Source organism: Leucothrix pacifica, from assembly GCF_003172875.1.
Lineage (GTDB): Bacteria > Pseudomonadota > Gammaproteobacteria > Thiotrichales > Thiotrichaceae > Leucothrix > Leucothrix pacifica.
Genome location: NZ_QGKM01000090.1, coordinates 1 through 19,885 on the forward strand (window position 1 = coordinate 1; position 19,885 = coordinate 19,885).

The window sequence follows — 19,885 nt, forward strand, 5'->3', positions numbered from 1 at the left end:
GGCATGTTTCTCCGGTTTACCATGATCTTAATCTGATGTTTAAGAGTTTACATTAGATATCCATCAGAGCTAAATTTTTAGACTACTAGTAATGACGGATGAGTTGAAAGATGATGAAGCGAGGGGCTCTGTCCTGAATAATCTTGCAGAGGGTTTTCGTTTGACAGGCCAGTTTGACAAGAGTTTGCGATACGCTAAAGAGTCCCTTCAGATTGCTCAGACCAATGGAGATAAGTCTGGTGAAAATGTCACATTGAATAATATCTCTCTGATCTACAGTCATCGCGGTGAGTACGACGTAGCACTTGAATATCTGTTGAAAGTATTATTGGTTGATAGGGAAACAAGTGATCGGCACGGGGAGGCAGTGACCTTAAATAATATTGGCGATAACTACCGCTCTATGGGGCGCTATAACGAAGCACTTGAAGCGCTAGAGCAGTCGCTGGTCATTCGTAAAGATCTCGGTGATCAGGCAGGGCAGGCACTAACAATGAATAATATTGCTCTTATTCATCTTGAGTGGACGGAGGAGCTGAGCACAGCTTTGGAATTGTTAGAAACTGCTTTACAGATCCAGCGTAAAATTAAAGATCGGCAGGAAGAAGGTACGACTCTGCACAATATTGGCCAAATTTATGAAGCACGCGCAGAATATTCTAAGGCACTTGAGTATCTTGATCAGGCGAATACCATTCAGAACGAACTTGGGGATGTTGTTGGTGCATGTTTTACGCTGTCTAACATTGCTCATCTTTATTATTTCCGTTTTGATCGGCGAGAAGAAGCGTTGCAGACATGGGGGAAGGTGTATGAAGAGGCTAGCAGTAGGGAGTTGCAGCAAGTAGTTGATGAGATAGAGGAGGTGTATCAACTTTTGGGTTTAGGAGATTTGGAACATTCATGAAATATGCAGCAGTAACGCAACGATTAGCCACGCTTGGCAGTGAAAAATGGGTAATCCATGACCGCGCCCGTCAATTGATTGCCTCAGGTAAAGATGTTGTTGAGCTGACCATTGGTGAGCCAGACGTTGCCACGCCTGATTATCTGATTGAAACAGCCAGCGCTGCCATGCAGCAAGGCCGCACTGCTTATTCCAACGGAAGAGGTGAAGATAATTTGCGTGAGGTATTGGCTGAACGCTATAGCCAGCGACTGAAACGAACCATTACTGATCAACAAATCCTCTGCTTTCCCGGAACACAAACGGCCTTGTATGCCGTCATGCAAGGTATTGCGGAATCGGGCGATGAGGTGCTGGTTGGCGACCCGATGTATGCCACTTATGAAGGCGTGATTGCCAGCTCTGGCGCCACCACAGTGCCAGTTCCACTCCGACCAGAAAATGATTTTCGTTTGTCTGCTGCTGATTTGGAAGCACGTGTCACGGAGAAAACCACCGCCATTTTGATGAATACACCGCATAATCCAACCGGCGCTGTGTTAACCGCTCAGGACATTGAAGATATCGCTGAGGTGGCTGTGAAACATGACCTCTGGTTATTGGTTGATGAGGTGTATGAGGAGTTGGTATTTAGCGACGCTATCTTTGTATCGCCACTTGTCTCTGAAGCCATTGCTGAGCGTGTCATTGTGGTCAGTTCTATTTCAAAATCCCATGCCGCACCGGGCTTTCGCAGTGGATGGTGTGTCGGGTCAGAAGAGTTTTGTGGTCGTCTGCTGCCACTTTCTGAAACCATGTTATTTGGTAATCAGCCGTTTATTGCTGATATGACGGCGCAGGCAGTTTCCGCTCCGTCACCGATAGCTGAGGGGATGGTGGCACGGTTTGAAGCGCGTGCTCATTTGTTGGCAGAGCGGCTTCATGCTGAAAGCAACTTGAAGGTAAGCCTACCTAAGGCAGGCATGTTTGCATTGGTAGATGTCTCTGCAACCGGAATGTCTGGTTATGATTATGCGGTGGATCTTCTTGAAAACGCGGGTGTTGCGGTGATGCCTGGCTCGGCCTTTGGTGAAACATTGGTCGATTGGGTGCGAGTGGCATTAACCACCGAAGATGACCTGTTTGTCGAGGGCTGTGACCGAATGATCAAACACGCTAATTGCCATGCCAATCCTCACGCAAGTTCTAGCTCAAACCCGACATCAAGCACAAACACAATCAATGGAGAATAAGTCTATGTCGACAACGGTTGGAGAGGCCTTAGTTAAATACCTTGAATCGTCGGATGTTGAGGTGATTTTTGGTATTCCCGGTGTCCATACGATTGAGTTATATCGTGGCTTGTCGCAGTCCGGCATTCGGCACATTACTGCCAGACATGAACAGGGGGTGGGTTTTATGGCGGATGGTTATGCCAGAGTATCCGGGTGACCTGGCGTTGGTTTTGTGATTACAGGGCCGGGCATGACAAATATCCTCACCCCAATGGCGCAGGCACGCGCAGACAGTGTGCCTATGCTGGTGATTTCAGGGGTGAATGAGCGCAGTAGTTTGGGCTTAGGTTTGGGGCATTTACATGAGCTACCGAATCAACAAGCACTATGCACACAAGTTGCCGTCACCTCCACTCAGGTCAGTCGGGAAGACGAGTTGCTGCCTGCACTCAATCAGGCTTTTGATGACTTTTCCAGTAAACGTCCGGGGCCGGTGCATATTGAAATTCCTACCGATGTGATGGGGCTTGATTATGAGTTAGTGACTGATGCAATAAGTCATAAAAAGAGCACGGCTCAATCTGTGATTCCTTCAACTGATACGGCCGCGCAGCAACTGGCTGAGGGCAATAATATCGTCATTCTTGCCGGTGGTGGAGCGCGTCACACCGAGGCTGTTTTAACCCAATTAGCAGAGTATTTATCAGCTCCCGTCGTACAAACCAGTAATGCGCGAGGTTTAATGCATCAGCATCCGTTGTGTGTTCCTGCGAGTCCAAGCTTGAAAGCGGTGCGGCAGTTAATTGCAGATGCGGACTGTGTGCTAGCGGTAGGAACAGAGTTGGGATCAACGGATTACGATATGTATCGGGATAAAGCATTCCCGACTTTGAATGGTTTGATTCGCATTGATATTTGCCCGCAGCAATTAGCAAGACATCAGGCTGATATATGTTTACAGGGTGATGCAAAGCTTATTCTGGAAAGTTTACAGCAGGAGTTGCAGGCTCTCTCGCCAGAAAAACCAAAACAACCAGAATCACTGAAGTCTGAGCGGGGTCATCAACGAGCTGCTCAAACCCGAACCGCTGCATTGGACGAGTTATCTGAAGACTACCAACAACATATCCGCTTATTGAATTTGATTCGGGATACTTTCCCGAGCTCTATATTGGTCGGTGACTCCACGCAGCTGATTTACGCCGGAAGCATGTATTACGACCATGACTGTGCGGGAAGTTGGTTTCATGCCGCTACTGGTTATGGCGCATTGGGCTATAGTATTCCGGCAGCGATTGGAGCGGCTTTGGCAGCACCGGAGCGACAGGTGATTTGCATTAGCGGTGACGGTGGCGCGCAATTCTCATTCGCCGAGTTGATGACAGCCGTGCAGGAAAAGCTCCCAATTATATTTATCGTTTGGAATAACCGGGGATATCTGGAGATTGAAAACTCAATGGTGGAAGTTGATATTGCCGCCGTTGGTTGCGACCCGATACCGCCGAATTTCGAGTATCTGGCGAAGGCTTGTTCTATGCCTTATCTCGCCTGCTCGGCTGATGTGGATGAGTTTGCGGTTACATTAGAGGAAGGCAAGAAAATGATTGAAGGCACCGCTCGTACACAACCCATTATGATCGAAATAAGCGTCTAACAAGGAAGCTACTAATGTCTAATCCATCGTATCAATTCACTCATGCGATCACCCGCAAACCCAGCGCCAGCGTTATTGATGAAGTGTTTACAAATAAGAAACGGGAATAGATGTCACATCTGCTGATAAAGGCAGATCAGTCTCCGCCAAACAAATCACCGCACCATGTCCGACGTTGGCTTTCAACGACTCCAATACCTTAAAGTGTTTGCTGGCTGAGCGACTGGGCGAGGCAGATTTTTTAAACTCGATTGGGAATAACTGATTATCCTGTTCGATCATCAAGTCAATCTGGCGCTTGTCCTTATCCCGATAAAAATACAGCGGTGGATTCAGGCCGTTATGCCAGTAACTTTTAATGATTTCACTGACCATATAAGTTTCCAGAATTGCACCTGACATGGCTCCGGCTTCCAACGCTTCTGGGCTTGACCACTGAGTAAGGTAACTACACAGCCCAGTGTCTAGGAAGTATAACTTGGGTGTTTTAATTAAGCGCTTTGTGACATTACTATGCCAAGGGTGCAGCAAATAAATAATGCCTGATGCCTCCAAAATCGACAGCCATGACTTCACTAGCTTCTGGTCAATATCGACATCCCGCGCAAGATCCGCATAGTTGAGTAGTTGGCCAGTTCGTGCAGCCGCTGCTCGAATAAACAGATAGAAACTGCGCTCATCACCAACCTGAGTTAAATCCCGAACATCACGTTGCAAATAGGTTTGTAAGTAACTGCTATAAAACGCCTCTCTTGGCATGTCGTCATCTAACGCGACTCTGGGAAAACTCCCGCGCCAAATTCGTTCAAACACCTCCATGAGTGACATGTTTTGTGCTGACTCTCTGGCTTGCTCAATCCATGCTTGTGTCGGTAAAAAAGGTTGTTGCTCGCGTTGTTGGATTTCAGCTTGCGACATGCCTAGCATATCCAATACTGCGACACGTCCGGCTAAGCTTTCGGTAATGCCTTGCATAAGGTGGAATTTCTGAGAACCAGTAAGCCAGAACTGTCCGGGTTGTTTGTTCTTATCCACCATCATCTTAATCACACTGAATAGTTCAGGCGCATATTGAACTTCGTCAATAATTAAGGGTGGCTGGTGACGCTGCAGGAAGAGTTTCGGGTCGGATTGGGCGAGGTAGCGCTGTTCCATGTCATCTAGAGTGACGTAATTGCGCTCCGGCTCTGCTAAGGATTCCAGTAGGGTGGTTTTACCAACCTGACGAGGGCCAGTGAGCAATAGCACTGGAAAAGACTTGGATATGGCGCGAACAGTGGATTGTAAAGTGCGGGGTGTTATCATGGTTCCGACCAATATGATATTTCTGTCCATATTAGTCGGAATTTGGTTTTTGGTCAAAGTTCGATGTAAGTCAATACCTATCGTTGTATCTAACCTCGCTCCACCTCAAACCCCACAATATTCCGATCATCCTTACTAAACTCCACGCCAATTAAGTGTATTGGTTGATTCAAGGCACGATACTTATCCGCATACTGCTTGTCTTTAATCTGCTCTATCGCTTTTCCCTCAGGCGCAAGCTCCACCACCTTAAACTCAAACAAATACACCTGCTGGTTGAACTTCAAGGTCATGTCCAGGCGACCATGATTCGTGCAATCCTCAACGATTACATCTAAACCCAGTGCTGCAAAGTAGGAATAAAACACACTGGAGTAGTAGCCTTCAAACGTTTGAATGTTGTTACTGGTATACCAGTGATGAGGGATGCTGGCGAAGAATGAATGAAACAGTGTTTTAAGTCCGTCAAAGTCATTATTAAGTAACAGGTCATAAAGCAAAATACTTTGATCCGACTGAGCGCTCTTATTTTGAGTGAAGGTGCTGAGCAGTAACTCATTCAGGCTTTGATAAACTTCTTGGTTGGGATAACCCAGTGTGTAATATTTTTGTCCGCCCACTTGGCGTTGCTTCTTAATCGTCAGGTAACCAGTTTGAAACAGTAAGGCCTCTGTAGTCATATCATCCACATCGAAACTGGATAACATGCTGCTACTGCTGTTCATATTGTCCAAAGCAAGTGAGGGGACATGGCGTTCAAGTAACAGATCCACTAAAAAAGTAGGCGTGCCAGTTTCAAACCAGTAGTTACTAAACGTTCGGGTGTCGAACAGTTGTAAAATATCAAACGGGTTGTACACGCCATCGCCCAGCCAGTTGTAACCGTTGTACCATGTACGAATATCATCACGATCAAGGCCCGCTAATTCGGCTTCAAATACAGTATCAATGTCATGGTCGGTATAACCACAGAGCGTGGAGTAACGGGGGTCGAGAGTGATGTCTTTTAAGTTGTTCAGGCCAGAGAATAAACTCACTTTGGAAAATTTACTGACACCCGTTAAAAACGTAAATTTGATGTGGGCGTCGTGATCTTTAATCGTTCCATAAAAACTGCGTAGAAAATCACGGTTTTGACGGGCAAGTTCGGAATCCTTCAAAGTATCTAGAATCGGTTTATCGTATTCATCGACCAAGACAACGCTGGGTTTTCCAGTTGTTTTGTGGAGTTGCAGCAGTAGATCTGAAAATCGCCCGCTCAGATGGGAAAACTGTGGTGTGATACCAAATTGTTGCTCAAAGTGTGTGAGCTGTTTGCTGATGTCTTCTTTCAGATGATCTAAGCTGCTGTAATCGCCACTACCAAAGCTGAATCGCAATACTGGGTATTGGGTTGTCCAGTCCCATTGGTCGTGTGCTGCTAAACCTTGAAATAATGGCTCATTGCCTTCAAAAAGCTCTTTCAGCATATCAAGAAACAAGCTTTTACCGAAACGACGTGGGCGAGAGAGAAAGTAATGTGAAGAGCTTTCAATTAACGTTAATGCCAGTGCCGTTTTATCAACATAGTGATAATTATCACTACGGATCTTAGCGAACGATTGAATACCTATGGGGAGTTTATGTCGTTTCATGATACATCAGGCCGTGATTAACTGGAGTACCAAGTTTAGCATGTAATGTTGCTTTGGTGATTACGCTAACTTTGCTCCACTTCGAACCCCACAATATTCCGATCTCCCTTGCTGAACTCCACGCCAATCAAGTGTATCGGCTGATTCAATGCACGGTACTTATCTGCATACTGCTTGTCTTTAATCTGCTGAAGCGCTTTTCCCTTTGGCACAAGCTCCACCACTTTAAACTCAAAAAAATACACCTGCTGGTTGAATTTCAAAGTCATGTCCAAGCGGCCATGATTCGTACAGTCTTCGACCGTGACATCCAAGCCTAGTGCTGCAAAGTAGGAGTAGAACACGCTGGCATAAAAGCCTTCAAAGGCTTGAATAGTATTGCTGGTATACCAATGGTGTGGAATGCTGGCAAAAAAGGCGTGGAATAGCACTTTCAGTTCATCAAAGTCATTTTTGAGTAGGAGTTCATACAAGCGTATGCGTTGCCCCACTTGTGCTTCTGGTGCGTGAACCAAGTATTGTAACAAGCTGTTATTCAGGCTTTGGTAAACTTCACGGTTGGGGTAACCCAGTTGATAAAAGTAATTCCCGCCTAAGTTCGTTGTTTCTTTGATCGTCAAATAACCGGTTTGAAACATGACTGCTTCCAATGGCATATCATCAACATCAAAAGTGGAAAGTAATTCGGCGTCGGTATTGCGTCGTGCAAGGTTGGGTGTGGCAACTTGCTTTTTGCTTATCAGGTCAATTAAGAAAGTCGGTGTGCCGGTTTCAAACCAATAGTTTTTAAACTCGCGTTTTTTGAACAGTTGCAGAATATCAAACGGGTTGTATACGCCTTCGCCTAGCCAGTTGTAGCCGTTGTACCATTCGCGAATTTCGTCGCGATCTAATCCCTCAAGTTCAGCGGCAAAGACGGTATCAATATCATGATCAGTGTAACCACATAAGCTGGAATATTGCTGATCCAAGGTAATGTCGTAAAGATTGTTCAAACCTGAAAATAAGCTGACTTTTGAGAACTTACTGACGCCGGTTAGAAAGGTAAACTTAATGTGTGCGTCAGCATCCTTGAGGGTGCCATAGAAGCCCCGGAGTAGGTCACGGTTCTGGCGTGATAGTGCCTTGTCCTGTATGGCATCTAAAATAGGTTTGTCATATTCATCGATTAGAATAACAACTTGCTGTCCCGTTTGCTTTTCGGCCTGAACGATGAGCGCATTTAAGCGACCTGACGCAGTGTTGTAGACAGTTGGGACGCTATAGCGTTGTTCATACGCATCGAGTTGTTCGAAGAGTGCCTGCTCTGCTTGTCCCGCTTTAGCATAGTGACCACCGCTAAAGGTGAAACGTAATACCGGATATTCGACTGACCAATCCCATTGATCATGCGCTGCTAAGCCCTTAAATAATGGCTGATTGCCCTCAAAGAGTTCTTTTAATGTGTCGAGAAAGAGACTTTTACCGAAACGACGAGGGCGGGAGAGAAAATAGTGTGATGGGCCATTAATTAACTCCAACGCAACTGCCGTTTTATCAACATAGTAATAATCTTCGCTGCGGATCTTAGCGAAAGATTGAATGCCAATAGGTAAATTAAGTCGTTTCATGTGTTTTTAGTTGTCGGTGACTAGTTAAGTAAGCTTAGCATGAAACACAAATAGACCAGATTCTATTTGAGTATTGTGCTGTGAGACAATCGCACTGCGAGTATGACTTTATTTTTAATATTCAACTTCCCTATATGCTTGAATATTCGCTGTTAAATCGCGACAATGCTGCGTTCGAGTGTGCAAGCGACTGAGGGTTTCCAAATGCAACGCAACAGCACTGCCGAAGTACGGCAGCAGTTTCTGGATTTTTTCGCCAGTAAAGGCCATGAAATCGTTCCATCCAGCTCCTTAATTCCGGGCAATGACAAGACCTTGTTATTCACCAATGCCGGCATGGTGCAGTTTAAAGACGTATTCACCGGAGACGAAACCCGCCCTTACACACGAGCGACCACCTCCCAGCGCTGCGTTCGCGCTGGTGGTAAGCACAACGACTTAGAAAATGTTGGCTATACCGCACGTCACCACACATTCTTTGAAATGCTGGGCAACTTCAGCTTTGGTGATTACTTCAAAAAAGACGCGATTCACAATGCCTGGGAGTTCCTGACAGAAGTTTTGGAATTACCTAAAGAAAAGCTGTGGGTCACGGTTTACGAAGAAGATGAGGAAGCCGCCAATATCTGGATTGATGATATCGGTTTTCCGGCAGATCGCATTAGCCGCATCGGTGACAAGCCGGGCAAGCGTTACGAAAGCGATAACTTCTGGGCAATGGGTGACACCGGCCCCTGTGGTCCTTGTTCTGAAATCTTCTATGATCACGGCGAAGAGATTTGGGGTGGCCCTCCGGGAACACCGGAAGAAGATGGCGACCGTTTTATCGAAATCTGGAATCTTGTATTCATGCAATACGAGCGTTTCCCTGATGGCACCATGAAGCCACTGCCTAAGCCGTCGATTGATACCGGAATGGGTTTGGAGCGTTTGTGTGCGATTCTGCAAAACGGTCACAGTAACTACGATATCGATTTATTCCAGTATCTGATCAAGCATATCGCTGAGATGTCAGGCACTGAAGATTTAGACAATGCCTCACTGAAGGTGATTGCTGACCATATCCGCTCTTGTTCCTTCCTGATTTTGGATGGTGTCGTGCCATCGAATGAAGGTCGTGGTTATGTATTGCGCCGGATTATCCGCCGTGCAGCCCGTCACGGACATAAGCTTGGCTTAGAAGGTGCATTCTTCAACAAGTTGGTGCCGCCGTTGGTTGATCAAATGGGCGCGGCTTATCCTGATCTTGCTGAAGCACAGGCGAGCATTGAAAGCACCTTACTTAAAGAAGAGGTTCGTTTCGGCGAGACTTTGGATAAGGGTATGAAGTTGCTGGATGAGGCGATTGCTGATCTCAGCGATGATGTGCTGCCCGGCGCAGTCATGTTCAAACTGTATGACACCTTTGGTTTCCCGGTTGATTTGACGGCTGACATCGTGCGTGAGCGTGGCTTGCAGATTGATGAGGCAGGCTTTGATGTCGCGATGAATGAGCAGCGTGAAAAAGCGCGTGCTGCGGGTAAGTTTGGTACGGATTACACAGCTAAGCTGGAAGTAGAAGGTGAGACTGACTTCACTGGCTACGATGCGGTTTATAGTGACCAAAGCGAAGTGGTCGGCATTTTTGTTGAAGGCGAAGCGGTTGATAAAATTGCGGCAGGTCAGTCAGCACAAGTGGTGTTGGACACTACGCCGTTTTATGCCGAGTCAGGTGGACAGATCGGTGATTCCGGTTACTTAACCTCTGCATCGGCTAATTTTGAAGTGGCGGACACGCAAAAGCAGGGCGATGTGTTTATTCATCAGGGTGAATTATCAGAAGGCACGTTGAGTGTTGGCGATAAGTTGGCTGCGCATGTGGATGCCTCGCGTCGTCAGGCCATCGTGCTGAATCACTCCGGTACTCACTTAATGCACAAAGCGATGCGCGATGTGTTGGGTGATCACGTTGAGCAGAAAGGCTCGTTGGTGACCGAAGAGCGTTTGCGTTTTGACTTCTCGCATTCTGAGCCGGTAACGCCTGAGCAGATCGCTGAGATTGAAAACATTGTTAATGCTGAGATTCGCAAGAATGCAGCAACAGAAGCAGAAATCACCAGCATGGAGCGTGCCTTAGAAAAAGGCGCAATGGCGCTGTTTGGTGAAAAGTATGGTGATGAGGTTCGTGTGTTAACCATCGGTTTCTCTACGGAATTGTGTGGTGGTGTTCACGTTGAGCGCACGGGTGATATCGGGCTGTTTAAGATTGTCAGCGAAGGTGGTGTAGCTGCGGGTGTGCGTCGTGTTGAGGCGATGACCGGTGCCGGTGCATTGGCTTGGATGGATGCGCGTGAAGCAGAGTTGGCGACGATTGCTAAGTCGGTTAAGGCGAGCATTCCGGATGCCTCTGGCAAGGTTCAGCAGTTGGTGGATAAAAACCGTCAGCTGGAAAAAGAGCTGGATCAGTTGAAATCTAAGCTGGCTGCGCAAGCGGGTAGTGATTTGGTGTCACAAGCGGTGGATGTTGGTGGTATTAAAGTGCTGGCGGCGAACCTTGAAGGTGCTGATCCTAAGTCACTTCGCGATACAGCAGATCAGCTGAAGAATAAGCTGGGTCAGGCTGCAGTGGTAGTGGCGACGGTGAATGGCGACAAGGTGAGCTTGGTCGCAGCGGTCACCAAAGCAGAAAGCGCGACAATCAAAGCGGGCGAGTTGCTGGGTCATGTGGCTAAGCAAATTGATGGAAAAGGCGGCGGACGTCCGGATATGGCGCAGGGTGGGGGTAATAATCCTGCTGCGTTACCAGCGGCGTTGGATTCCGTAGTTAATTGGGTTAAGGAACGCGTGTAAATGGCACTGATAGTACAAAAGTATGGAGGGACTTCGGTAGGAAGTCCTGAACGAATCCAGGAAGTCGCCAAGCGCGTCATTCGCTGGCGTGAACGGGGTAATGATGTTGTTGTGGTGCTTTCAGCAATGTCGGGCGAGACCAACCGTTTATTGGGTTTGATTAATGCGCTCAATCCTGAGGGTGCGGCACGTGAGAAAGACGTGGTGCTGTCAACCGGTGAGCAGGTGACGATTGGTTTACTATCGCTGACATTGGAAGCCATGGGCTGTCCTGCCAAGTCTTATACCGGTCAGCAAGCGCGTTTGATTACGGACAGTGCGCACAGCAAGGCGCGGATTCGTCAGATTGATGACACTAAGATTCGTGCTGATCTGGATGCCGGTCGAGTGGTTGTGGTTGCAGGCTTTCAGGGTGTGGATGCTGACGGCAATATCACAACGCTGGGTCGTGGTGGTTCCGATACAACAGCGGTTGCCTTAGCGGTGGCTTTAAAAGCGGATGAGTGCCAGATTTATACGGATGTGGATGGCGTATATACGACAGATCCTCGTGTTGTGTCCGATGCATCGCACATTCCTAAGCTTGCGCTGGAAGAAATGCTGGAAATGGCCAGCCAAGGCTCAAAGGTTCTGCAGATCAGAGCGGTTGAGTTTGCTTATAAATATGATATGCCGATTCGTGTGCTTTCAAGCTTCGACGACGGTGACAATGGAAAGAGTACGCTGGTAACGCGTGAGGAAGATATTATGGAAGAGGTAATGGTTCGTGGTGTGGCTTTTAACAGAGATGAAGCGCAGCTGACCATTAAAGGCGTACCTGATAAGCCGGGTGTTGCCTTCGATATTCTAGGGCCTATTTCAGATGCCAACATCGAAGTGGATATGATTCTGCAGAATGTGAGCACGGAAGGAACGACTGACTTTACTTTCACGATTAACCGTAGCGATTACGCTGAGGCAATGCGTATTTTAGAGGCAACGGGTGAGTCCTTGGGCGCTAGTAAAGTCAAGGGTGATGACCGGATTGCGAAGGTGTCTATCGTTGGTGGCGGTATGCGTTCTCACGCAGGCGTTGCTAGTCAAATGTTCAAAGCGTTATCAAAAGAAGCGATCAATATTCGCATGATTTCGACCTCAGAAATCAAGATTTCGGTCGTGGTAGATGAGAAGTATCTGGAGCTTGCAGTCAGAACATTACACGAAGCATTTGGCTTGAGTGAGCAGTCAGCTTAACAGCGATTGTTACCAATAATTAAGTTTAAGTTCAGCTATATTATGAGAAGTTAGAGCTGTTTTCATCCATGTTGTATCGATGCAACAATTAAAATTCATAAGCGACACATGGATGAAGTAACAAAACAGTCAGCCGTATTGGCACAGGGTAGTATAACAATTATTAAACGGAGAATTAGGGATGTTGATTCTAACGCGGAGAGTGGGAGAAACGCTCATGATAGGGGACGACGTAAGCGTAACGGTATTAGGGGTTAAGGGCAATCAAGTGCGTATTGGCATTGATGCACCTAAGGATGTTGCAGTCCATCGCGAAGAAATTTACGACCGAATCAGGGATGAAGAGTCAGTAACTGTTGAGCTGGAAGCCAAAGTTACTCATCGATAATCCGGGGTTCAAAAAGTATCTTGCAGTCAGATTATTCATCATAGTCTGACTGCATTACACAAGAAATACCCTGTATTTTCTGTGTAATATCTAAATCTGTATATTCAATATTTGTTGCATAACTGATACTCTCTTGTCTCGAAACAACAACCTTGCTGTATCCTGAGGTTTTCGTTGTCTTTCGTCAGTCAGTTGTATGCCCGTATGAAGTCCTTTCGTACCTGCAAAAACAATACTTTAAGAACACGTTGCTTACCGTGCAACACAGAGACCAGGGCTTTCTCATGGCACATATCTGGCAAGAAATTGCCGCCAAAATTTCACCCAAAACCATTATCGCCGCTATTTTATTTGTACTGGTAGGTGCTTATATCGTGACCCAAACACCGACGGTTACCGTGAGTTGGGTGGTGGTTATTCTTATGTTCACGATCTACTTGTTTGTATTTGAGATTGTGGATGTGGATGTCGCTGCCGTTTCGATCATGGTATTGCTGGGGTTGACGTCGATTCCCTTGTTGGGTGGATTGATGGGCTTGGAAGCTCCGCTGGTGGATTCTGGTAAATTGTTTAATGGTTTTTCCAGTAATGCGGTAATGTCGATTATCGCGGTCATGATTATTGGCGCGGGCTTAGATAAAACCGGCATTATGAGTAAAGTCGCCACCTTTATTCTGAAAGTAGGTGGTACCAGCGAAACCCGCATTATTCCGATTATTTCCAGTACGGTTGGAATCATTTCCTCGTTTATGCAGAACGTAGGTGCAGCAGCATTGTTCCTGCCGGTGGTCTCGAGAATATCCGCACGCTCCGGTTTACCGATGTCTCGCTTGCTGATGCCAATGGGCTTCTGTGCGATTTTGGGTGGAACGGTCACGATGGTTGGTTCATCACCGTTGATTCTGCTAAATGACTTGATTGCGACCTCCAATGAAAGCTTGCCGGACGGCGCAGAACCAATGGAGCTGTTTGGTTTATTCTCGGTAACACCGATTGGTCTGGCATTGGTTCTGGCGGGAATTATTTACTTTGTAGTTGCCGGACGTTATGTCTTACCAGTGGCGAAAGTTGAGAGCGAAAGCAAAAACGGACTTGAGTATTTTCAGGATGTCTACGGGATTAACTATGACGTGTTTGAAGTGGTTATCCCACCGAACTGCGAGTTGGTTAATAAGCATCTTGATGACGTTGAGACAGAATATAAAATTCGTATCGTTGCGTCTAAGTCGGGTAACCGTGTAAAGATCGGCCCGGGAGCCCATGACCGGGATACTGACTTTGTGAGTAATATGGTTTTGGGTGTGGTTGCATCCCCTGAAGATCTGGACTATTTCGTTGAGAAATATCACCTGTGGAAACACAAAGAGATTAAAGTTTTCTCTGAAGCCTTGTCTTCAGCAAAAGCCGGTATGGCTGAGGTGGTTATTCCGCCAAGTTCTAATCTGGTTGGAAAAAGTGCCCGCGATGTGTGGATGCGTAAGGTCTACGGCATCGCGATGGTTGGCTTACATCGCGCTGGCAATACAATGCGAGAGGGTGAGGATATTCGAAGTATTCCGCTTCAGGCTGGCGATACTTTGGTGGTGCATTCGACTTGGGCGTCTTTGCAACGGCTGGAGAAAGACCCTGACTTTTTGGTAGTCTCCACAGAATTTCCGCACGAAGAGCTACGCCCGCAAAAAGTAGTGTGGGCAGGCATTTTCTTCCTGGTTGCCTTGTCCTTGGTATTATTCTCGGATATCCGATTGTCCATTGCGCTATTAACCGGTGCCTTGGGGATGATTCTGAGTGGCGTGTTGCGGATGGATGAAGCCTACCGTGCGGTTTCCTGGAAAACGGTGTTCTTATTGGCTAGTTTGATTCCATTGGGTATGGCGGTAGAAACCTCTGGTACCGCGGCATGGATTGCAAAACTGACGCTGAGTGTAGTGGGTGATATGCCACCGATAGTGATTCAGACCTCGATCGCGATTTTGGCAACGTTCTTTACATTGGTTATGTCGAATGTGGGTGCGACGGTGTTGTTGGTTCCGCTGGCAGTGAATATAGCCAATGGTGTGGGGGCAGATCCGGCGCTGTATGCGTTGACGGTTGCGATTGCTACCTCAAATTCCTTCCTCATCCCTACGCATCAGGTGAATGCTTTGATCATGGGGCCAGCGGGATATCGTGTTGCTGACTTTATTAAAGCCGGCAGCATTATGACAATCCTGTTCCTGGTGGTTTCAATGACTATGATGTGGTTGATATTCTGAGGTTAGTGATGCTCATGGAGTGACTGAGCACTTAAACAGCAACGCAAGTCAGTGCTTCGTCTAGCTGTTGCTGTGGGATGATAGGTCAGTTTGAAGATTGGCTGTCAGTGATTGGTTTGCTAGCCAATTCAATAGCAACAAAAATGCCACCTGTTGAGGTGGCATTTTTATGTCTGCTGTTCGCTGAATTAAGCGTTGTGCTAAGTTAGCAGCTTCGCTAACTATCATGCTCCAGATTCCGCGTTGCAAACATCAGTACCATAATAATCAACATCATGGTGCCGGCACCGGCCAGTAGCGCGTAATCTTCCATCTGTAATATGAAATACAGCACAGCGTATAAGCTGCTGAGGAACAGTAAAATCAACATCACCCGCCCGAAGCTTTTGAGTATCGCAATGGTATAAAGCGTAATAATACTGACGGTGGCCGTTGCGGCGTACAGATACGCCATGCGGAAAGTGATTTGTTCAGCCAGTGACAGCAAGATGATATAGAACATACTGAGTGCTAAACCAATCAAGCCGTACTGAATCACATGGAAGCGCGTCTTGGTGGTTATTTCGAAGATCAGGAAGGTCAGGAAGGTGAGGCCGACAAAGAGTACCCCATACTTAACCGCACGTTCGATCTTGGCATACAGAGATATCGGTGTGAATAGCTTTACACCGGATTTCAGTGCGTACAGATCATGCTTTTCTTCGCCCAATAGCCACTGCTGCGGGTAATTGCGGGCAATATTCGGCACGCGCCAGTGAGCATCAAACCCATTCGCTTTGACATCCGACTTAACCGGTGGAATGTCGCCAATAAAGCTCGGATGAGGCCAGCCGGAATGAATATTCGCGGTGGAGGTTTCACCGACTGGTGCAAAGCTGAGTCCTTCGCTACCGTTCACATTAAATTTGATCCGAAATTTAGGTAAAACTATTTCGCGTTCAAGGTCTTTCATCTTTACGTGAAAGCCTTGCGGGAGCAGGTTGGGCAACATGGTGCCGGGCATTAAGGGTGAACTCGCATCATTGTTCCAGCGCAGCGGGAAAGTTTCATCAATGGCTTTGGTGTCACTCACGCCGACTGCCAGCCAAGCATTTTTCCATTGAATATCATTTTTGCTGGAGGTTTTATCTGGCAAGGTCCCGAGATCAAAAGTGCCGGTCATTTCAATCTGCGCCTGATACACCAGTGCATCATAGATGCCGCGTTTGCGGTGTTTCTCAATTACTTCTGCATCGATATTTAACTGCTTCGGTAGCAATACCATGGTCTTGTTATTAAACACATCACGACTAATGGTTTTCGTTTCGCCTTTATCATCCGTCACCGTATCAATATTGATGATGTGTTCAGTGTACGGCACAACCAGCACCGGGCCAGCGATGACTTGCTGTGTACCCCAGGTTTTAGCAATGCTGGAGATCGCGGTGCGATAGTAATAAGTCCGGTCGCTAACCACTTGTTTTGCCATAAATAACGGCAGGAGCATGGCGGCTGCAATAAAACCAATCAGAATACTGCGAAAGCCAAGGGAATAGCGAACCGATTCCAGTTTACCTGTGGGCGTTTCTTTTGTAGATTGTGTGTCCATAGATTGTGTCTGGCGCATTTACGCGTGGTCATGATAAGTCTGCCAGAGCATACAGGATTGAAGGGGTACATTAAAGCCGATGAAAGTATTAGGAATCGAGTCATCTTGCGATGAAACGGGTGTAGCGATTTACGACACCGAGAAAGGATTATTGTCCGAAGCGTTATACAGCCAAGTCGCGATGCATGCTGAATATGGCGGGGTGGTTCCTGAATTGGCATCGCGGGATCATATTCGCAAAATTGTCCCTCTAATTCGTGAAACGGTTAAAAATGCTGGCATGACCATGCAGGATTTGGAGGGTATTGCTTATACCTCGGGTCCGGGTTTAATTGGTGCGCTCATGGTTGGTGCTTCTGTTGGCCGAACCATGGCATGGAGTTTAGGGATTCCGGCGCTAGCGGTTCATCACATGGAAGGGCATTTGTTGGCACCAATGTTGGAGGAAGACGCTCCGGAATGTCCGTTTGTAGCCTTATTGGTTTCAGGTGGTCACACCATGCTGGTAGAGGTGAAAGCGATAGGTGACTACAAAATTCTCGGTGAGTCTGTTGATGATGCAGTAGGCGAGGCTTTTGATAAAACGGCCAAATTGATGGGGCTTTCTTATCCAGGCGGCCCTGAGCTGGCTGCATTAGCTGAAAAGGGGAAACCAACAGATATTAAATTCCCAAGACCGATGGTGAATCGCCCCGGTTTAGACTTCAGTTTCTCCGGTTTGAAAACAGCGGCTCTACTTGCATGGGAAAAGTCTGCTCAAACCGATGAAGCAAAAGCAGATATCGCCTATGCCTTTCAGGAAGCAATCGTTGATACCTTGTTTATCAAATGTGACCGCGCTTTAAAGCAAACAGGTCACAAGCGTCTGATCGTTGCGGGTGGTGTTGGGGCAAATAAACGCTTACGCGAAAGACTGAATGATTTGGGAGTTGAAGTATTTTTCCCTCGGCAAGCATTCTGTACTGACAACGGTGCGATGATTGCTTATGCCGGAGCCCTGCGCTTAGCTGCGGGGCAGCAGGAGCCAGCGGTGATATCACCGCAGCCCCGTTGGTCTTTAGAGACGCTGACCGGCTTGCCTGAGGCCGTGTAACATATTGCCGTCCGGGTCATTACTGTTTTGATCCGGAATCCACGGACTTAAGCACTCGCGGCTTTTGACGCAAGGGTCTGTCAGTGTTTTCATAAACGCTACTAAGTCTTCAACGTCTTGCTCGGTACTATTGGGCATTGGTGTAATATCAATCCCCGATTTGAGCGCCTTAGCTGTATTGATACGTGCTTTATCAATATCGATATCCGGCTGTGTCACCTGACTCAGGTCGTAGTTTCTGACCGCCTGTTTAGGATTCAGCATGTGTCGGGTGACCGCTTCCAATGAGGTGTAGGCACCTGCGTGACCCCAAGGTCCTGTCACTTCAACATTCAGCAAGCTTGGTGTACGGAAACGGTAGCGATCATCTTCTTTAGCCGTTACCAGGAAGCAACCCATGTCATCTTTATCCTTGTCAGCATCATGTTTTGGTTTACCTTCGCCAATCTGCGGCATCGCGGTATTGTAGAACTCCTCATTAGTAAAGAAATCACCGGAATGGCAACTGGCGCAACCGGCACCACCTTGATCCTGAGTTTTAAAGAACAGGGCAGCACCGCGCTTTGCCTGATCAGAAATCGCCTGATTATTACCGGCAACGTACTCACTCCAAGGATTTTTCACAAACAGCTGTGAGCGTTCGTAGTCTGCGATTGCCTCAGAAATATTTTGCTCGGTAATTAAATCATCTATGGGCGATGAGCGATCATTAAACGCCTCACGGAAATCATTTTCCCAGTTCTTTTTCAGACGATTCGCCAAAGAACGGCGCACTGTCTGAGACATGGCTGCAGACATAAACGTCCCGCGCATTTCTTCATTTGAGGTGGTAGGGAAACGTGCTTGTGCCTGAACTAAGTTTTCACCACCTAGTGCATCCGCTTTACCTTCACCGACATCAGGTGTCTGGATAGAGTAAGCGTCTAATTTCTTGATACGACCATCATGGAACATGTGCTTCTTCCACAAGGCAATATTAAATGTGGTTGGGGCATTACGAGGTACTTTGACCTTATGGTTGGCTTTAATGCGACGATTAGGCCCTAAAATTTCAGGCCGCACACTATCAACACCAATTGGTAATGACAGCTGATCACCACCACCCAATACAGGATGATGGCAGGTCACACAGGCAGTGGTTTCATCACCACCCAGGCTACGGCTGTAAAATAGCTTCATGCCCAGTTGAGACTTAGGCGCGTTAATTGACGGTATCGTGACCCCAGCGGCGGGGTTACCCGTGAGGCCAAACGTTTTTATAAGAAGACGTATATCGTTATCAATACTGCTTTGCTGCGCGGAGCTGGTTCCACTGTGAAGCAACAGGCAAGTCAACACAATTAGTCTTGAGAATGGGGGGAGTCTCATTACAAATTCACTTGTTTTTAAATTATGAGCAAACTGTATCGTGTTGTTTAAAAGCTGTGCAGTCTGGGGGCAATAAACGGGCGCATTCTTTGGATAGAATGTAACAGGGTTGATTCGAGTCAAGTTTCTGACAATTAAACATTTCTTATCAAAGTGGAATCTAGTGTTACACGGCTGGCTATGTCAAAATGCGCGCCATATATGAGAGAGCCAGAGCTGTCATGACTGAATACCTGCTGATCATTGTCGGCACCGTGTGGGTGAACAACATTGTACTGTCCCAGTTTTTGGGATTGTGCCCGTTTATGGGTGTCTCACGTAAACTGGAAACTGCCATGGGCATGGGGCTTGCAACCACCTTTGTACTGACCTTGTCGTCTGTAACCAGTTATCTGGTGAATGACTTTCTGCTGGCGCCTTTCGAGCTGGAATATTTAAGAACCATCAGCTTTATTTTAGTGATTGCCGCAATCGTAGGCTTTACTGAGCTGGTCGTACACAAAACCAGCCCGATGCTATACAACGTGTTGGGTATTTATCTCCCACTGATCACGACTAACTGTGCCGTGTTGGGTGTGGCCTTACTGAACGTACAACAAAGTCACGGATTCCTTGAGTCCGCATTATATGGCTTTGGTGCTTCCATCGGTTTCACATTGGTTCTGGTATTGTTTGCGGCCTTACGTGAGCGTATCGCAGTGTCAGACGTGCCAAAACCCTTTAAAGGGAATGCCATTGGGATGATTACCGCTGGCCTGATGGCGCTGGCATTTATGGGCTTTACCGGCCTGATCAAGGCGCAGTAAT

13 protein-coding genes and 1 pseudogene are annotated in these 19,885 nt (G+C 47.1%); 9 read left to right on the forward strand and 5 right to left on the reverse strand.

The features are described 5' to 3' along the window. The first annotated feature begins 103 nt into the window (after positions 1-103). The 3 genes and pseudogenes from DKW60_RS21160 to DKW60_RS21175 all read left to right on the forward strand — a co-directional run bounded on the left by DKW60_RS21160 (position 104) and on the right by DKW60_RS21175 (position 3,775). Positions 104-907 carry a tetratricopeptide repeat protein gene (locus DKW60_RS21160; protein WP_181389833.1) on the forward strand — a complete coding sequence of 268 codons (804 nt, stop codon included), beginning with the start codon at positions 104-106 and terminating at the stop codon, positions 905-907. Beyond that, positions 904-2,139, forward strand: a complete 1,236-nt coding sequence (locus tag DKW60_RS21165) for a pyridoxal phosphate-dependent aminotransferase (RefSeq protein WP_109839660.1) — start codon at positions 904-906, stop codon at positions 2,137-2,139. The genes DKW60_RS21160 and DKW60_RS21165 overlap by 4 nt, the downstream gene beginning before the upstream one ends. Positions 2,140-2,143: 4 nt before the next feature. Beyond that, positions 2,144-3,775, forward strand: a pseudogene (locus tag DKW60_RS21175) (5-guanidino-2-oxopentanoate decarboxylase). 87 nt (positions 3,776-3,862) lie between these two features. On the opposite strand, the gene DKW60_RS21180 reads toward DKW60_RS21175, so the two are convergent. The 3 genes from DKW60_RS21180 to DKW60_RS21190 form a co-directional block, all read right to left on the reverse strand. Then, a complete protein-coding gene (locus DKW60_RS21180) occupies positions 3,863-5,080 on the reverse strand; it encodes an ATP-binding protein (RefSeq protein ID WP_109839663.1) in 1,218 nt (405 codons plus the stop codon). Between the two features lie 89 nt (positions 5,081-5,169). Then, the gene (locus DKW60_RS21185; RefSeq protein ID WP_109839664.1) at positions 5,170-6,714 is read right to left on the reverse strand and encodes an ATP-binding protein; all 1,545 of its coding nucleotides are present in this window, start codon (positions 6,712-6,714) and stop codon (positions 5,170-5,172) included. A 65-nt stretch (positions 6,715-6,779) separates the two neighbouring features. Further along, a complete protein-coding gene (locus DKW60_RS21190; RefSeq protein WP_109839665.1) occupies positions 6,780-8,324 on the reverse strand; it encodes an ATP-binding protein in 1,545 nt (514 codons plus the stop codon). 204 nt (positions 8,325-8,528) lie between these two features. Here DKW60_RS21190 and alaS point away from each other — a divergent pair, with 204 nt between their 5' ends. From alaS to DKW60_RS21210, 4 genes are all read left to right on the forward strand, one after another. Next, positions 8,529-11,153 (forward strand): alanine--tRNA ligase, encoded by a 2,625-nt coding sequence (alaS, locus tag DKW60_RS21195; protein WP_109839685.1) that lies wholly within the window; start codon positions 8,529-8,531, stop codon positions 11,151-11,153. After that, positions 11,154-12,386 (forward strand): aspartate kinase, encoded by a 1,233-nt coding sequence (locus DKW60_RS21200; protein WP_109839666.1) that lies wholly within the window; start codon positions 11,154-11,156, stop codon positions 12,384-12,386. Positions 12,387-12,567: 181 nt separating this feature from the next. Beyond that, positions 12,568-12,774 carry a carbon storage regulator CsrA gene (gene csrA / locus DKW60_RS21205; RefSeq protein WP_109839667.1) on the forward strand — a complete coding sequence of 69 codons (207 nt, stop codon included), beginning with the start codon at positions 12,568-12,570 and terminating at the stop codon, positions 12,772-12,774. A gap of 284 nt (positions 12,775-13,058) precedes the next feature. Then, a complete protein-coding gene (locus tag DKW60_RS21210) occupies positions 13,059-15,029 on the forward strand; it encodes an SLC13 family permease (RefSeq protein ID WP_109839668.1) in 1,971 nt (656 codons plus the stop codon). Positions 15,030-15,246: 217 nt separating this feature from the next. Here DKW60_RS21210 and creD read toward each other — a convergent pair whose 3' ends face one another. Continuing rightward, positions 15,247-16,617 carry a cell envelope integrity protein CreD gene (gene creD / locus DKW60_RS21215; protein ID WP_181389835.1) on the reverse strand — a complete coding sequence of 457 codons (1,371 nt, stop codon included), beginning with the start codon at positions 16,615-16,617 and terminating at the stop codon, positions 15,247-15,249. A gap of 79 nt (positions 16,618-16,696) precedes the next feature. On the opposite strand from creD, the gene tsaD reads away from it, so the two are divergent. Beyond that, complete coding sequence (tsaD, locus tag DKW60_RS21220; RefSeq protein ID WP_109839670.1) at positions 16,697-17,710, forward strand: tRNA (adenosine(37)-N6)-threonylcarbamoyltransferase complex transferase subunit TsaD; 1,014 nt, start codon at positions 16,697-16,699, stop codon at positions 17,708-17,710. Here tsaD and DKW60_RS21225 read toward each other — a convergent pair. Then, positions 17,675-19,078 (reverse strand): cytochrome-c peroxidase, encoded by a 1,404-nt coding sequence (locus DKW60_RS21225; RefSeq protein WP_109839671.1) that lies wholly within the window; start codon positions 19,076-19,078, stop codon positions 17,675-17,677. The two genes, tsaD and DKW60_RS21225, sit on opposite strands and share 36 nt — an antisense overlap. Positions 19,079-19,299: 221 nt before the next feature. Here DKW60_RS21225 and rsxA point away from each other — a divergent pair, with 221 nt between their 5' ends. Continuing rightward, a complete protein-coding gene (gene rsxA / locus DKW60_RS21230; protein WP_109839672.1) occupies positions 19,300-19,884 on the forward strand; it encodes an electron transport complex subunit RsxA in 585 nt (194 codons plus the stop codon). Position 19,885: the final 1 nt, after the last annotated feature.

Excerpts from the sequence above, each read along its gene's own strand:
- DKW60_RS21165 (WP_109839660.1), top strand. The coding sequence starts at position 904 with ATGAAATATGCAGCAGTAACGCAACGATTAGCCACGCTTGGCAGTGAA.
- DKW60_RS21180 (WP_109839663.1), bottom strand. The coding sequence starts at position 5,080 with ATGATAACACCCCGCACTTTACAATCCACTGTTCGCGCCATATCCAAG.
- DKW60_RS21185 (WP_109839664.1), bottom strand. The coding sequence starts at position 6,714 with ATGAAACGACATAAACTCCCCATAGGTATTCAATCGTTCGCTAAGATC.
- DKW60_RS21190 (WP_109839665.1), bottom strand. The coding sequence starts at position 8,324 with ATGAAACGACTTAATTTACCTATTGGCATTCAATCTTTCGCTAAGATC.
- alaS (WP_109839685.1), top strand. The coding sequence starts at position 8,529 with ATGCAACGCAACAGCACTGCCGAAGTACGGCAGCAGTTTCTGGATTTT.
- DKW60_RS21200 (WP_109839666.1), top strand. The coding sequence starts at position 11,154 with ATGGCACTGATAGTACAAAAGTATGGAGGGACTTCGGTAGGAAGTCCT.
- csrA (WP_109839667.1), top strand. The coding sequence starts at position 12,568 with ATGTTGATTCTAACGCGGAGAGTGGGAGAAACGCTCATGATAGGGGAC.
- DKW60_RS21210 (WP_109839668.1), top strand. The coding sequence starts at position 13,059 with ATGGCACATATCTGGCAAGAAATTGCCGCCAAAATTTCACCCAAAACC.
- creD (WP_181389835.1), bottom strand. The coding sequence starts at position 16,617 with ATGGACACACAATCTACAAAAGAAACGCCCACAGGTAAACTGGAATCG.
- tsaD (WP_109839670.1), top strand. The coding sequence starts at position 16,697 with ATGAAAGTATTAGGAATCGAGTCATCTTGCGATGAAACGGGTGTAGCG.
- DKW60_RS21225 (WP_109839671.1), bottom strand. The coding sequence starts at position 19,078 with ATGAGACTCCCCCCATTCTCAAGACTAATTGTGTTGACTTGCCTGTTG.
- rsxA (WP_109839672.1), top strand. The coding sequence starts at position 19,300 with ATGACTGAATACCTGCTGATCATTGTCGGCACCGTGTGGGTGAACAAC.